This window comes from Blautia intestinalis, assembly GCF_014297355.1.
GTDB classification, from domain to species: Bacteria; Bacillota; Clostridia; order Lachnospirales; family Lachnospiraceae; genus Blautia_A; species Blautia_A intestinalis.
In genome coordinates, this window is record NZ_JACOQE010000004.1 from 126160 (window position 1) to 142803 (window position 16644).

The window sequence follows — 16644 nt, forward strand, 5'->3', positions numbered from 1 at the left end:
TTTATCTCCTGAAAGAAAAAATGCTGTAATTCCCTGACAAATTCGGGAATCACAGCATTTTGGTCACTGTAAAAACTGATTATCTGGTTTTGTACATTTCTTCATAATATTTCTGATAATCACCACTGGTCACATTCTTCATCCAGTCTTCATGCTCGAAGAACCATTCAATAGTCAGACGGATACCATCTTCAAAGCATGTCTCCGGATACCAGCCAACTTCTTCTTTGATCTTATCCGGTGCGATCGCATAACGACGGTCATGTCCTTTACGATCTTCTACATATGTGATCAGATTTTCGCTTACAAGAGCTTTACGTGGATCATTATCCGGCAGCATTTCCTGTAATGTATCCAGAATAATGTGGATGATCTGGATATTCTGTTTCTCATTGTGTCCACCGATGTTGTAGGTCTCAAACAGGCGGCCTTTTTCCTGTACCATGTCGATGCCCTTTGCATGATCCATTACATACAGCCAGTCACGCACGTTCTTACCATCGCCATATACCGGAAGTTTCTTTCCCTGAAGTGCATTGTTGATGATCAGCGGAATCAGTTTTTCCGGAAACTGATATGGTCCGTAGTTATTGCTGCAGTTTGTGATGTTTGCCGGGAATTTGTAAGTATCCATATAGGATTTTACCAGCATATCAGAAGATGCCTTACTTGCAGAATATGGGCTGTGCGGATCATATGGAGTTGTCTCATAGAAGAAGCCGCCATCTTCCTCAAGGGAACCATACACTTCATCTGTAGAAACATGCAGGAATTTCTTGTCCGGCCTAAAAGTTCCGTCAGGAAGCTCCCATGCAGATTTTGCTGCATTCAGCATAACCAGTGTACCAAGTACATTTGTTTTTACAAATACTTCAGGGTTACGGATACTTCTGTCCACATGACTCTCTGCTGCAAAATGAACAACGCGGTCGATATCATTTTCATCAAAGATTTTCATAATTGCTTCACTGTCACAGATATCAGCTTTTACAAATGTATAGTTTTCACGATTCTCGATATCCTTAAGATTCTCAAGATTTCCCGCATACGTCAGTTTATCTACATTGATAATACGGATCTCATTATCATATTTCTGAAACATGTAATGAATATAGTTGGATCCGATAAATCCGGCTCCACCTGTTACAAGGTATGTTCTCATATTTTCTTTTCCTCCTGAAAAGCGCCCTCCTCTGGGAGAGCGCCCTGTATTTTATTAGTTATATGCCGGATCTGTCGGGTCAAAGTTCTTAGCTCCACGAAGTGGTGTAAGGGCTTTTCTTCCGAGAGGTCCTTTTAAGGCTTCATCAGACTTATAAATGCCATCGTAGATTTTGATTTCTGAACCATTGCAGTTATCAAATACCCATTTTGCATCTGCTACACAGCAGCGGATACATCCGTGAGATGCCGGATTACCAAGTCTCAGATACTCTCCAACCGGAAGGTTATGATCATTCTTCTCACCACATGCAACAGAGTGAACATAAATACCACCTACAACGTGTGATCCATACTGTCCCCATGACGGTCCCATCAAAGGCTGCCATCTGAGTGATCTCTTAACTGTAAAAGTTCCGGCTGGTGTCAGTGTGGTCGGGTTTCCTACAGAAACACGGATAGTCTTGATTGGAATCGTACGGCTCTTGTCTGCATATACAGTCATAAGGCCATTGACACGATCACAGCTCAGATAATATTTGCTGCGTTTGACTTCATTCGTTCTGTCATTTACTCTGTATCCCTTCTTATCAAAACGATACTGAATACCATTGATTTCTTTTATAGTATTTTTTACGTACTTTCCGGTCTTTGGATCCATGTAACGAACAAGATTTCTTGAGCTGTTTACTACAACCCAGCCGGACTCAATGAAACGGCCTCTGCCGTCAAGAGTACCATATACATCACCACGTTTGATCTTCTGGTTTGTCTGAGCCACACAGTCTTTAAAGTAGAAGTAATACTTGTGACCACCACAGCTTACCCTTCTCCATCCATTTACATAGAGGATTCCGTTTTTGGATGCACAGTAATATTTATTATTGAATTTGATCCACTGGCTCTTATAAACTTTACCTCTATATGCCTTTTGGGTAGATCTCTGGAAAAAGTAATATCTACTTCCTATCTTTGTCAGACCACTTGCCATAGAACCGTCTGCTTTGTAGTATCTTCCGCTTACCCATTTATTCTGGAGTATATTTCCTTTTTGGGAGAAATAGAACCATCCTTTGAATTTACCTTTTACAGTAACTTTCTGAATTCCTTTTTTCTCCTGTACACGGCCTGCTGTCTTACCGAAATAGTAATATCTGTTTCCGGCTCCTTTGCAGAGTACCCAGCGTTTTTTCCATGTTGCACGGCGGCCGTCTGATGTAAAGTAGTATCTGTATTTACCGTATTTTACGAGTTTTTCTCTGTAAACTACACCATTTTTCTTGGACATATAATAGTACTTATTAGCTGCCTTTACCATTTTGCCTTTGATCAGATAGCCATTTGCATCAAGGAGATAATAATCTTTGCTGTCTGCTAAAACTTTGTAAGCTCCGATTCCTTTTTTCTGGTAACGTCCATCAGAACCGAAATAACGCCACTGCACACCATTCTTGGTGTTTTCGCTTACCCATGCATTACATATCATCTTACCAGGAATATCACTGGAATTTACAGCACTTCTGAAGCTGTAGATTGCTTTGTCAATAGTACGGGTACCAACATACGGCTTTCCGCCGCTCAGCAGGAAATAAGAATCTCCGTTGATCGTGTAGATCTTGTTTGGAGCGATTGTCTCCTGTTTACCGTCATTGCCATAGTAATTGAACACCTGATCAGCTGCATTCCATTTCCATGCATTTGTAATTTTCTGACCGAGTTCAGAATTATATGGAGTGATTGCATCTGTTCCCAGATCTTTTATTACGTTTACTTCATCGGAAGTCTTAAAGTAGTAATAATCATTCTCTACCTGGCTTCTTCCTGTAACAAGATATCCATCCTTATCAAATGTATAGTATCCTTCAGCCAGCTCTGTATTTGCACTGTCTGTATTCATTGTAGTAACTTTTACAAGACCATCTGCAGAAGTAAAATACGGAGAAGCTGCCTGTGCTGCTTCCACATCCTGTGCTTCTACTGTTTCGGCAGATGCTTCATCCTGTGCTTCTACTGTTTCGGCAGATGCTTGATCCTGTGCTTCTACTGTTTCGGCAGATGCTTCATCCTGTGGTTCTGCTGCAATTTCTGCATCCTGATTTTCTTCTGAAGCAACAAGTACTTCATCATCAGATGCATTCTCTTCCGCAGGTGCTTCAACGGATTCCTCACTCGGTACTACAACCGGTTTTGCAACAGGTTTTTCCAGCTTCCACTTGCCATTTTCTTCGATCCATCTGGTTTCTTTTACGGCTGCTTCCTGACCATTCAGCCATTCAGCAGCAATCTGATCAGATGAATCTTCTGCACCTGTAGTTTCATCCGGACCATATATCTGAATGTCAACTGCTTCATCCTCTGAACTGAATGCACCACCTTCTGATTCCTGTTCATTGGTCTCTTTTGTATCATCTGTATTGGTGTCTTCATCAGAGCCCATATCAATCTGTACATCGTCTGCTCCTGTATCATCAGGCTCAACAACTACTGCATCATCCGAAGAACCTTCATCCGCTGTATCATCAAATACAGCCGCTTCTGAAACATCTGACACAGCTGTCTCAGCTGTAAAATCAGCCTCACTGGCAGCACTTGCTTCTGCCGTCATGGACAGGCACATTGTCAGGCTCAACATTATTGCCACAACTCGTTTCTTCACAACTACTCCTCCTATTTCCCTTTTGTTAAAAATCTATTCACCCAGACCTCCGCTGATTGCATCAGTCAAAGCTTTCATTGCTTCCTGCTCATCTGCGCCATCACAGATCAGTTCAATCTCATCGCCACATTTTACACAGGCACCCAGAACGCTCAGAACACTTTTCGCATTGGCCGTTCCGCCTTCAAATTCAAACGTGATTGCAGACTGATATTTCATTGCTTCGTTACACAAATTCCCGGCCGGCCGTAAATGCAGGCCTGACGGATTGTTGATTATTATTTTCTGATTGACCATTTTTTATCTCCTGTCAGCTGTTTCCTTCTGCTGTGGAAATCACAGATACTTCCACACCTGTTGTCACATCATCTACAAGTTCATATCCGTCCGGTATCTCAATGCTCACCGACACCTCATGGCTGCCTTCCTTCACATCACTCAGATCTATAGAGGCTTTTATCTGATCTTCTGTAAGATCATCAAGTGAACTGTCCGTCTTCTGGACGCGAACTTCTATATTTGCGGTATCAAAAGATACCTGCATACCATCCGGAGCATGATTCACTACGATATTTTTCGTAGGGACTTCACATACACTGCTTCCAATCGGTAATACATTTACCCGGATAAACATGTCTTCGCTGGAATCACTGGTCAGTTTCAGTCCATCCGGAAGATAATCTGAAATGTTGATTTTTTCTTCAAAATCACTGTCCCTGTCAGAAATATCCGCAACATAATCAGGAATTGTAATCGTATTGTTCTGCTCTTTCAGGGCAGCAAGTGCTTCTTCACTTCCTGCAACACTGACCACATTCGGCGTAGTACTTACACTTTCTACCTGATAGCCGGATTTCGGAGAGCCGCTGTATCCTGCTTTGATTTTGACGTCTGCCTGTACCTTCCAGAGTTTTGCAGTTACATATACTCGTGAAACGTTCAGATAACTCATATCAGAATCTGTAAATTCTTCGCCATTCTTATCAATGATCTTTACATCTTTTTCTGTGGTAATGTCTTCTGTCGCACCATCCACATCAATAGACGCATTTACTTTATCTATTTTATTAATCAGAGAAGTCGGTCCTGTAATTTTAATTTTCTCCGGATTCGAAGTAAGTGAACCTATCTCATATCCTCTGTCCGGCTTTGTGTTATTTGTTGTAACGTTAACTACAAATTCCTGAGTATCTTTATCCTCCAGATGAAGGCTGAGATTCTGAGGGCTGACTTCTATATTGTCCTGCAGAATACGGTCGCATGATACCGTAATCGGAACCATTACCGGGTCTGTGTTCAGGCTGACCGCCTGCTGAAGATCTGCCACTGCCCGAATATCATTCACCGATATTCTGTCAAGGATTTTTCTCTGTGCCTTGATCGTCACACGAATTGGAACCTGTTGTTCATCCTGCATGCACATCTTGCCATCAGCATCTATATACGCTTCATTCAAAAGCTGTACATCCGATATGACAAAAGACTTCGTACCGATCGGGTTATTTATATTGACTACAAGCAGCCACACCAGGATCGCAATCATAAAAGAAAGAATTTTCAGGCCTAAATTATTTCCCAGTTTTTTCTTCATGCTTCACTCTGCCCTTCAACAACTGTCTGAATCGGTTATTATCTACGACTTTTTTGTTCTGCGCTTTCTCCAGAACTTCCCGTAATTGTGTACTGCTGATGTTTCGGATCAGCCTGCCCCCCTGCGCCACAGATACCTGTCCGGTCTCTTCGGATACGATGATCGTAACGGAATCTGTTACTTCACTGATTCCCACTCCGGCACGATGTCTTGTTCCAAGCTGCTTACTGAGTTCCATATTATCAGAAAGCGGCAGATAACAGGTCGCAGCCACAATACGGTTTTCTCTTACAATGACCGCTCCGTCATGAAGCGGTGTATTATGTTCAAAAATATTGATCAGAAGCTGACTTGTCAGGATTGCATCGACATTAATGCCTGTTCTGACATACTCGTCCAGACGGATTTCCTGTTCAATAACGATCAGGGCACCCGTCTTGACTTCTGCCATATCATAACATGCTTTGATCAGTTCATTGACTGTCTTGTCCGTAAAACGTTCCTTTACTTCTTTACCTGCATCAAACGGAATAATTGATGCCATGATTTTTTTCTGACCGAGCTGTTCGATCACCTTACGTAGTTCAGGCTGGAAAATAACGACTATCGCCGTGATCAGCGCGCCTGCCAGACGAGATACGATCCACAGGATCGTGTTCATCTTGAAAATATATGCTATGATCAGAAATGCACCGATTACAAGGAGACCTTTGAGCAGAGTATATGCGCGGGTAAATTTGATCCATACCATAAACTGATACACAAAAAATGAGATCAGAATGATTTCAATTACATCGATAATACTGACAGACGGCAGATTAATATCTGATAAATACCTTGCCAATACATCTGTAATATTTCGCATAAACTCTCTTCTCCTTTTGCTGCAGATTTTTATGTAATACCGGAATCAGCCGGAACTTAAAGATCTTTCAGTGATTCTTCAAGTTTCTTCTCAAAATCAATATCATCGATATCCGCTTTTTCGACAACGGAAGCTTCTTCCTGAACCGGTTTCCGCTTTGCAGAACGCTTCTCAGATTTCGGCTCATTCTGGAAAAGCGATGATGTATAGTCCGCCGTTTTCTCAGATGTTCTTCTTTCTTCTCTGTCCGCTTCACCGTTGATTTTCTTTATGCTTCTCTCAGAAGTAGCAACCAGAGCTTTCGGAACAGCTTTTACATAATAATAATAATCATCATCTTCGTATTCAAGCCGTTCTGTTCTGGTGTAGTCTCCACCAAAAACGAAAAATTCCAGTATGATTCCGATCAGAACCGCAACTACTGTATAGATGATCAGTGACACCATGGAAACCTCAACACCAATACTCATACTTCCCGCAAGCATAATCACAATGTAAAGTACACCACCTGCAATAATGGCAATTCGCCATGCATAATCCATCATACGGGTACGAATCAAATTTACTGCAAGAACAACCACTACAAACGCGATTACATTCAGCCACATCTCACCGTTTTTCATGAGACCATCCGCCAGAAGTGTGATCTTGCCCATAATATCAAGATCAGTTCCCATCAGAGCCTGAGACTGTACTCTGATAAAACGTACGAAATAGTAGATGATCACGCCGCCTGCTGCAGGAAGTGCAGAAACAGCGCTGCTCAGGAGACCGCATCCGATCGGAAGAAGTGCCGGAAGATCAAAACCAAATGCAAGTGGTGCAAAAATAAGAACCATATTTTTGCCATTGCTGAAACGCAGAAAAAGAATCATCATAAACAGAATCAGGACAAGCATAAATCCTGCTACTTCGATTCCAAGCGCATAACTGTGTCCGATCATCAGTGCAAAACCTGTAAAGACCATCATACCTGATGGAAGAATACAGCAGATCAACGAAAGGATCAGAACTACAAACATGTTGTCCAGAGCTCTCATATATCCCATATTGGTATTGATCCAGGTAAAATAGACCGCTGCAAGAATAAATTTCAGCAGAGGCAGCAAGTATATTTCATACTGTGCATATAATCCTTTTAATTTTTGTTTAAATTCCAGTAATGCTGTCATTTGCGATACCCTCCTGCGGCTCCTTTGCCGGATGCTTTTCTTTCTTCCCTGGCATAGATCTTACTCAGTGAAGTCAGCTGACTGTAGTACTCCCTGACACTCTTCTTTGCGCGGTAATATTTGACCGAATACTGTATATAGGTCAAAACAGAATAGAACACAAGAACAACCAGATAGCCGATAATAATATAAGCACCAAGTGCCACCAGATTCATCTTATGAATGTTTTCCAGAAGATATTCCCCGAAATAAACAGCTACCGCTGCCACAATCAGCACATATCCGATTGTTACGAGAAAAAAGTTCTTAATCAGTGCCAGCCCAATATAATCACTTCTGTAATATCGACTGACAGGAAGATATTTTCTGCCCTTACCCTGCTCATACATGGCAAGCTTTGTCATTATCTTGACCTTTTCTTCATTGATCATATTATGCTCCTCATAAACTTTAATTCTGAATTAAATAATATAACTATTCAGCAGAAAAAGTACTGAACAGTTACGAAATAATCATATTTGGATTAATTGTAACATATATCCACAACCATGAAAAGTGTTTTTTCTCCGTCCTACAGCTGTCCGATGCACAAAGTAACAAAATAAATTTCTCCGGCACCGCTTTCTTTCAGGCATCCTGCAAGCGTTTCGATCGTACTCCCTGTCGTATAGACATCGTCAACGATCAGGATTTTAAGCCCCTGCACGGATTCCGTGATTACGAATGCATCTTTCAGATTCCCCATACGCTCAGCTGCATTCAGCTTTTTCTGTGATTTTGTTTCTTTTTTCTTCACAGCAAGTCCTGCTGCCACCGGAATCTGTAAAAGTTCACCGATTTTTTCCGCAAGATCTTCTGCCTGATTGAATCCCCTGATGCGCTTCTTACGGCGCGTCATCGGCACCGGCACCAGAACATCCGGCTTCCAGTGCTTTATCTGAGTTCCGACATGCCTGAATATTTCCTCTGCATAGTACCGGCCATATTCCCGGCTGCCGTAATATTTGTATCGCAAGAGAGAGTTTTTCATCTGCATATTATACAGAAAAACGCCTCGTCCCTGACAAAATTCCCGTTTTCTTTCTTTACAATCCACACAGTATTCTTCCATCTCCGGTACAGGTTTGCCACACTTCAGGCAGTAATGTTCTTCTATAAGATGGAAGCTTCCGCCGCACACCGGACAGATTCGAAGTTTTCTGCCCGGCAGTATCCTGTTACATACCGGACAGCGTGATGGATACAACGCTTCCAGAAACAATTCCCATATTGTTCTGAGAAAGTTCAAAGTCCTGATTCTTATATTTTCTTTATTCAGAATATGCCTTTCTCCCCGATGGCACGCTCTCTTTACTCTGCTTCCTGAATCCTCTTGTCGAGTGAACTATATCTTCTCTGCTGTTTTTCGTTGTTGATCATTTCCCGGAAAGTCTCTTCACTTCCGACCACTGTAACACATTTTCTTGCTCTTGTTACTGCTGTGTAAAGAAGATTCCGGTTCATCAGCATCCGCGGTCCGGACAAAATCGGAATAATTACCGCCGGATATTCCGACCCCTGTGACTTATGTATCGTAACTGCATAGGCAAGTTCCAGTTCATCAAGCTGCTTAAATGTATACTGTGCATAACGTCCGTCCTCAAATTCAACCTCGGCAAGCTCCGCAAATTCATTGATCGTGCGGATGATTCCTGTATCACCATTAAAAACGCCAACTCCCTTGTCTACCGGGATTCCATATCTTCCGCGCACTTCCCACTCAAGCTGATAATTATTGCGAATCTGCATAACTTTGTCACCTTCACGGAAAAGTCCCTGCCCGATTTCTTTTTCTTTTTTGGACGGATCCGGCGGATTAAGATATCTCTGCAGAATCTGGTTCAGACGTTCCACACCCAGAAGGCCTTTACGCATCGGTGTAAGTACCTGTATCTCAAACGGCTTTGCTTCGACATATTTGGGAAGTTTTTCCTGAATGAGTGCAATGACAACACGAATGATAATGTCTGCATCATATCTTTTCAAAAAGAAAAAGTCACGGCTTTTATTGTTGATCTCAACCTGTTCTCCACGATTGATCTTATGTGCATTCACGACAATATCGCTCTCAGACGCCTGACGAAAGATTTTCGTCAGTTCTACAACCGGAAACTGTCCGCTTCGGATAATATCTCGCAGAACATTTCCAGGACCGACACTCGGAAGCTGATTTTCATCACCGACAAGTATGAGTCTTGTCCCTGCAGTCACTGCCATCAGAAGAGAATGCATCAGATGAATGTCTACCATAGACATCTCATCTATGATGATCACATCTGCTTCCAGGGGGTTCTCCGCATTTCGTTCAAAGTGAACCGGCTGTCCTTCCCGGTCGTCTTCCGGCATTCCGGTCAGCTCCAGCATACGGTGAATAGTCTGTGCCTCATATCCGGTTGCCTCCGTCATACGCTTCGCAGCTCTGCCGGTAGGTGCTGCCAGCCGAAGCTCTGCCCCCTCACTTTCAAAAAAGCGGATAATTGCGTTGATAGTGGTCGTCTTACCTGTACCCGGACCTCCGGTCAGCACCAGAAGGCCATGTCCGGCCGCCTCTTTGACTGCTTTTTTCTGCATTTCATCCAGCACTGTGCCTGTTTCTTTCTGAATCTGGCTGATCCTGCGCTCAACAATGTGTTCGTCCTCAGGGCAGTCAATATCCAGTTCCCTGAGCATCCGGGCAGTATTTAATTCCAGATAATAATACTGCGCCGGATAAACAAATACCTGTCCGTTTTCTTCTTTCTGAATGATCTTTCGTTCCATTGAAAGATCCACCAGGTGCTTTTCCATGTAAGAAGCATCTACTCCCAGAAGCTGCTCTGCTCTCCGAAACAGCTCTTCCCTTGGCAGATATACATGACCCTCGCCGCCTGCCTGCAAAAGAGTATACGCCAGCCCGCTCTTTATCCTGTAATCTGAATCTGTATGAATTCCGATCCGATATGCAATCTCATCGGCAATCTTGAATCCGACGCCACTGATATCATCTGCCAGGCGATATGGATTTTCCTGTAAAACGCTATACACAGAATCCCCGTATTTCTGATAAATCTTTGCTCCGAGGTTCAGAGAAATTCCATATTTTTGCAAAAACATCATGACTTTTCGCATTTCGGATTTCTCTGCAATCTGTATCGCAATCTCATGTGCTTTTTTCTCACTGATCCCCTTAATTTCTGCAAGACGCTCCGGCTCCTCCTCTACGATTCTGAGAGTGTCCGCTCCAAAATGACGTACGATTCTGCCTGCAAGTGCTGCACCAATGCCCTTGATCGCACCGGAGCCCAGATATCGTTCCATAGCCATTGCATCCTCCGGCATCTTTTCAGTCAGCCGCACTGCCTGAAACTGTTTGCCATATACGGGATGCTGTATAAAACTTCCCTCTGCCTCTATCGATGCTCCCTGCGTAATGACCGGAAATGTACCGACACAGGTCAGTTCATCCTCGTCTTTTACGCCTTTCAGCACCATCACTGTATATCCATTGTCTTCGTTCCGGAAAATGATATGATCAATATATCCGGTCACACATTCACTCATACCTGCCTCTTTCTTCCTGTTTTCTTCTGGAATTTCTCTTCAAACCATAATACAGCAAAAAGCCAGAATATCTATGATACATTTCACAAATACTCATGGCTTTTCTCCAATGCCGGTCAGGCATCCATTCTGTTCATTATTTCCGCATACATCCCTGTACCCACAGCCACAACATGCATCGCGTCCTGGACAGTCAGCGTATTGACTCCTGTCCGCTGTTCGATCAGTGTGTCCATGCCTTTAAGAAGTGCGCCACCACCTGCCAGAACGATTCCCCGGTCAACAATATCTGCAACCAGTTCCGGCGGAGTTTTTTCAAGAATGCCATGGACTGCTTCCACGATCTGTCCTGTAGCGTCCTTAAGAGCTTCACGGATTTCTTCTGATGTAAGTTTTATTTTTTTGGGAAGGCCGGTAAGCACGTTTCTTCCTTTTACTTCCATAACCTGAGGGTTTGCTTCCTCAACCGCAGTTCCGATTCTGACTTTGATCGTCTCCGCTGCATCCTCACTGATAAACAGCCCATGCGTCTTGCGAATGTAGCTGATGATTGCCTGATCAAAAGAATCCCCTGCCACCTTGATCGTTGAAGAAACTACCACACCGCCAATTGAGATCACCGCAATATCTGTCGTTCCTCCTCCGATATCCACAATCAGGTTTCCAAATGGTTTCGTGATGTCCACTCCGGCTCCGATTGCCGCCGCGATCGGCTCTTCTACCAGATAGACTTCCCGCGCGCCCGCCTGATATGTTGCCTCTTCTACGGCTTTACGCTCAATCTCTGTGATCCCGCTCGGTACACAGACACTGATTCGCGGTTTTCGAAACGCGCGGCGTCCCATTGCTTTCGTGATAAAGTATTTCAGCATTTTTTCCAGTACCACGAAATCCACGATCACTCCCTGGCGGATTGGTCGGATCACTTCCATGTTAGAGTTCACATGATTACTCATCTGCTTTGCTTCTTCTCCGATCGCACGGATCTTCTCAGTATCTTTATCATATACAACGACAGACGGTTCCTGCAGTACAAGGCCTTTGCCTGTAGAATATACAAGACAGTTCGTCGTTCCAAGATCTATTCCTATATCATTTGCAGGCATATAAATCCCCTTCCGTAACAATTCCAAATCTTATATCAGAGATTATTATAAACAACTTTCATCAAAATGAAAAGCCCTTGTTTCTCACTGTATTTATTTAAGATATTTAGCCACATATTGGCCGGTATAAGAATCCGGGCATCCTGCAATTTCTTCCGGTGTACCGGTTGCAACAACCGTGCCGCCACAGTCGCCGCCTTCCGGTCCCATGTCAACAATGTAATCTGCAGTCTTGATAACATCCAGATTATGTTCAATGACAACGACCGTATTTCCATTTTCAGTCAGTCGCTGCAGGATTTCTACCAACTTGTGTACATCTGCAAAATGGAGTCCTGTCGTCGGCTCATCCAGAATATAGATTGTACGTCCGGTGCTTCTCTTACTCAGTTCTGTCGCAAGCTTGATTCGCTGTGCCTCACCGCCGGAAAGCTCCGTGGACGGCTGTCCCAGACGAATATAGGAAAGTCCCACATCATAGAGTGTCTGGATCTTTCTGCGGATAGACGGAATATTCTCAAAGAAAGTCAGCGCTTCTTCCACCGTCATGTTCAGCACATCATAAATGCTCTTGTCTTTATATTTGACTTCCAGTGTCTCTCTGTTGTAGCGTCTGCCCTTGCAGACCTCGCACGGTACATAGACATCGGCAAGGAAATGCATCTCGATTTTGATGATGCCGTCTCCACTGCAGGCTTCGCATCGTCCACCCTTGACATTAAAGCTGAAACGGCCTTTCTTGTAACCTCTTGCCTTTGCATCTGCTGTCGATGCAAACAAATCACGGATCTGATCAAACACACCTGTATAAGTAGCCGGATTAGATCTCGGTGTCCTTCCGATCGGTGACTGATCGATGCTGATCACCTTATCAAGCTGATCCAGCCCCTGAATCTCTTTGTGTTTACCCGGAATCACTCTTGCACGGTTCAGATCGCGTGCCAGTGTCTTGTACAGAACCTCGTTGATCAGAGAACTCTTGCCGGATCCGCTCACACCTGTCACACATGTCATAATGCCAAGCGGAATATCAACATTTACCTGTTTCAGATTGTTTTCTGCTGCTCCCCGGATCTTCAGCCATCCGGTCGGCGCTTTACGTTCAGAAGGTACCGGAATCTTGCACCTGCCACTTAAGTATGCTCCTGTCACAGAACGCGGATTCTTCATAAGCGCCTCAGCTGTGCCGATTTCTACGAGTTCTCCGCCATGTTCGCCGGCTCCCGGTCCGATATCCACCACGCAGTCTGCCGCACGCATTGTATCTTCATCATGCTCGACCACGATCAGGCTGTTTCCGAGATCACGAAGGCGCATCAACGCACGAAGAAGTCTGTCATTATCTCTCTGATGAAGACCGATACTCGGCTCATCCAGAATGTACGCAACTCCGACCAGTCCGGAACCAATCTGTGTCGCAAGTCGGATCCTCTGTGCCTCGCCCCCGGAAAGCGTTGCTGTCGCACGGCTCAGAGACAGGTAATCCAGTCCGACTTCTGCAAGAAAACCTACTCTTGCACGAATTTCTTTCAGAATCTGTCTTCCGATCAGCTCCTGTTGCTCCGTCAGCTTCAGTTCTTCCATAAAAACTTTAAGTTTCGCTACGGAAAGTGCAGTCAGCTCATAGATATTACGTTCACCCACAGTTACTGCCAGAGATTCCTTTTTCAGACGCTGGCCTTTACAGGACTTACACGGAGTAATGCGCATAAAAGTTTCGTATTCCTGCTTCATCGCATCAGATCCTGTCTCACGGTATCTCTGCTCGACATTTTTTATCAGGCCCGGAAAAGCAACATCATAGATTCCCTCTCCTCTCTGACCTTTATAATAAACTTTGACTGCATGACCGTTTGTACCATGGATCAGAATATCTTTTATCTTGTCTGGGTAGTCTTCAAACGGTGTGTCCAGACTGAACCTGTATTCTTTTGCAAGAGCATCCAGAATTGCTCTCGTAAAGCTTCCCTTATCCGTACAGGACTGCCAGCCCATTACAGCGATCGCGCCCTGCGAGATGCTTAAGGATTTATCCGGTATCATCAGATCAATGTCAAATTCCATTTTGTATCCGAGACCAAAACAGTCCGGGCATGCACCGAACGGATTGTTGAAGGAAAAACTTCTCGGTTCAATCTCATCAATACTGATCTGACAATCCGGGCATGCAAAACTCTGACTGAATGTACGGATATTACCATCCATCGTATCGACCATCAGAAGCCCGTCTGACAGATCCAGCACTGTCTCAATAGAATCAGACAAGCGCTTTTCGATTCCCGGTTTGACCACCAGACGGTCTACAATGACCTCAATATTATGCTTGATATTCTTATCCAGCTTGATTTCCTCGGAAAGTTCATAAAGATTGCCATCAATCTGCACCCTTACATAGCCACTTTTCTTTGCCTGTTCCAGAAGTTTTGCGTGGGTACCCTTACGACCGCGGACAACCGGTGCCAGCAGCTGCAGTTTCGTCCGCTCCGGCAGTGCCATAATATGATCTACCATCTGATCGACAGTCTGCTTCTTGATTTCTTTGCCGCATTTCGGACAGTGAGGAATACCGATACGTGCATACAGCAGTCGAAAATAATCATAAATTTCCGTAACGGTTCCCACGGTAGAACGTGGGTTTCTGTTGGTCGATTTCTGGTCAATAGAGATTGCCGGAGGAAGTCCCTCGATCGATTCCACATCCGGTTTTTCCATCTGTCCCAGGAACTGTCTCGCATATGACGACAGAGATTCCATGTACCGTCTCTGCCCTTCCGCATAAATTGTATCAAAAGCCAGCGAAGACTTACCGGAACCACTGACACCTGTCAGTACCACAAATTCGTCCCTTGGAATGTCCACGCTTAAATTCTTAAGATTGTTGACATTTGCCCCTCTGATCTTAATAAATTTTTTCCCCGATGTTCGTTCTGCCATCTTTCTCTCCTCTGTCACTCATCCAGCAAAAAATCTGCCAGAATATGGTTGCTCACATGTATTCCCTTACGTGTGAGTCGCCATTTTGTCTCTATATGTTCCATAAATCCTGTTTCTTCATATTTTTGCAGGATATCTCCGTAAATATCCATAAGCCGGACATTAAAATTTTCTTCAAAATTTTTTTCAGAAATACCCTCTGTCATCCGAAGACCAAGAAACATAAATTCTTCGATCTGCTCATTGCGTGACAGAACTGTCACATCTTTACGGATCTGCTCCGGTTTCCTACTGTCTGTCAGGTATTCCTGCATCTGATGCGTATTCGAAAAACGCATTCCCCCGTAAAGAGATGAAGCACCCAGACCAAATCCCAGGTATTCAAGGCGCTGCCAGTATCCTGCATTATGCCGGCACATATATCCCTGCTTCGCATAGTTTGAAATCTCATACTGTCGATATCCATATCTTTCAAGAATCTCTGCAGTGTCCTCATACATCTGATACTCTGTGTCCTCATCCGGAAGATCAAGATTCTGTTCTGCAAATGGAGTTCCCTCTTCAATAATAAGACTGTATGCCGAAATGTGTTCAGGATTTAATTCTGCCACCTGATACAGATGCTGCCGCCATGCCTCACCGGTCTGCCCCGGAATGGCAAACATCAGATCAATATTGATATTAGAAAATCCTGCTTCTCTCGCCCATTCATAGCTCTTCAGAAATTCTTCATAACTGTGGATCCTGCCAAGCAGCTTTAATTCTTCTGCATCTGTCGACTGCAGTCCAAGACTCAGCCGATTGATTCCGACATTGCGGTAAATCGTCAGCTTCTCCGGATCTACTGTCCCCGGATTCGCTTCAATCGTTACTTCCGCATCCTCACAGAAGAAAAATTTCTCCTGTAAAGTCCTCATAATAGAAGCAATCGCTTCTGCTTTCAGTGCGGAAGGTGTTCCACCTCCGATAAAAACAGAAACGATCTCATAGTCTTCTGTATGCTCTGCCGCACGAATTTCTTTCAGCAAAGCTTCTATATATCTGTCCTTCGTCTCTTCATCCGATGGGCCGGAAAGAAAATCACAGTACTGGCATTTACGGACACAGAACGGGATATGAACATACAGCTCGAGGGGAATTCTCCTGTTATTCTTCACTGTCATCCCCCTGATCTTCGGAGTCATATGAATCACCGGAATTATCATACTCATCTGAACTGTCAGATTCACTCATATTTTCAGAATCATCCGTACCGCTCGAATTATCTGTATTTTCAGAATTGTCAGTATTACCTGAATCTGCGGTACTGTCCGCTGATGTCGTTACACCCGGATTCTCTGCCGCATAGATATTCACCATCGTAACATCACCGTTCGTCGTTACTGCTGCGGAATCGACCTGCTCCGGTTCAGGTGTCGGAGACGGCGTCGGTGTGATGCTGATCTTAAGGACCTGCTCCGATGCCGGATCTGTCTTTTTCTTTCCACAGCCACATCCGGCAAGCGTCACACAACAAACCAGTATATATAATATAAGCACTGTTTTGAACAATCTGATTTTCATAGTCCTCTCCCCTTTCT

At 44.0% G+C, this 16644-nt stretch carries 13 protein-coding genes; all 13 read right to left on the bottom strand.

Going from position 1 to position 16644, the window contains the following annotated elements; all coding sequences use genetic code 11:
* Positions 1-79: 79 nt before the first annotated feature.
* The 13 genes from rfbB to H8Z79_RS08785 all read right to left on the bottom strand — a co-directional run bounded on the left by rfbB (position 80) and on the right by H8Z79_RS08785 (position 16627).
* Positions 80-1162 carry a dTDP-glucose 4,6-dehydratase gene (rfbB, locus tag H8Z79_RS08725; RefSeq protein ID WP_015543308.1) on the bottom strand — a complete coding sequence of 361 codons (1083 nt, stop codon included), beginning with the start codon at positions 1160-1162 and terminating at the stop codon, positions 80-82.
* Positions 1163-1216: 54 nt separating this feature from the next.
* On the bottom strand, positions 1217-3817 hold the full coding sequence (locus H8Z79_RS17265) for a L,D-transpeptidase family protein (RefSeq protein WP_118039099.1): 2601 nt from the start codon (positions 3815-3817) through the stop codon (positions 1217-1219).
* Between the two features lie 33 nt (positions 3818-3850).
* Positions 3851-4114 carry an HPr family phosphocarrier protein gene (locus H8Z79_RS08735; RefSeq protein ID WP_015543307.1) on the bottom strand — a complete coding sequence of 88 codons (264 nt, stop codon included), beginning with the start codon at positions 4112-4114 and terminating at the stop codon, positions 3851-3853.
* A gap of 13 nt (positions 4115-4127) precedes the next feature.
* Positions 4128-5408, bottom strand: coding sequence for a CdaR family protein (locus tag H8Z79_RS08740; protein WP_015543306.1), 1281 nt, complete (start codon positions 5406-5408; stop codon positions 4128-4130).
* Positions 5386-6273, bottom strand: a complete 888-nt coding sequence (cdaA, locus tag H8Z79_RS08745; protein WP_118039098.1) for a diadenylate cyclase CdaA — start codon at positions 6271-6273, stop codon at positions 5386-5388. The genes H8Z79_RS08740 and cdaA overlap by 23 nt, the downstream gene beginning before the upstream one ends.
* Before the next feature lie 56 nt (positions 6274-6329).
* Complete coding sequence (locus tag H8Z79_RS08750; protein ID WP_015543303.1) at positions 6330-7445, bottom strand: hypothetical protein; 1116 nt, start codon at positions 7443-7445, stop codon at positions 6330-6332.
* A complete protein-coding gene (locus tag H8Z79_RS08755) occupies positions 7442-7876 on the bottom strand; it encodes a hypothetical protein (RefSeq protein WP_015543302.1) in 435 nt (144 codons plus the stop codon). The genes H8Z79_RS08750 and H8Z79_RS08755 overlap by 4 nt, the downstream gene beginning before the upstream one ends.
* Before the next feature lie 140 nt (positions 7877-8016).
* Positions 8017-8733, bottom strand: a complete 717-nt coding sequence (locus tag H8Z79_RS08760; protein ID WP_225876950.1) for a ComF family protein — start codon at positions 8731-8733, stop codon at positions 8017-8019.
* Between the two features lie 62 nt (positions 8734-8795).
* Entirely contained in the window at positions 8796-11024 is a 2229-nt protein-coding gene (gene recD2 / locus H8Z79_RS08765) for an SF1B family DNA helicase RecD2 (RefSeq protein ID WP_015543301.1), read from the bottom strand.
* 116 nt (positions 11025-11140) lie between these two features.
* Entirely contained in the window at positions 11141-12130 is a 990-nt protein-coding gene (mreB, locus tag H8Z79_RS08770) for a rod shape-determining protein (protein ID WP_015543299.1), read from the bottom strand.
* A gap of 93 nt (positions 12131-12223) precedes the next feature.
* Positions 12224-15064, bottom strand: coding sequence for an excinuclease ABC subunit UvrA (gene uvrA, locus H8Z79_RS08775; RefSeq protein ID WP_118039096.1), 2841 nt, complete (start codon positions 15062-15064; stop codon positions 12224-12226).
* Positions 15065-15078: 14 nt separating this feature from the next.
* Positions 15079-16227, bottom strand: a complete 1149-nt coding sequence (gene hemW / locus H8Z79_RS08780) for a radical SAM family heme chaperone HemW (RefSeq protein ID WP_182279206.1) — start codon at positions 16225-16227, stop codon at positions 15079-15081.
* A complete protein-coding gene (locus H8Z79_RS08785) occupies positions 16211-16627 on the bottom strand; it encodes a hypothetical protein (protein ID WP_015543297.1) in 417 nt (138 codons plus the stop codon). The genes hemW and H8Z79_RS08785 overlap by 17 nt, the downstream gene beginning before the upstream one ends.
* Positions 16628-16644: the final 17 nt, after the last annotated feature.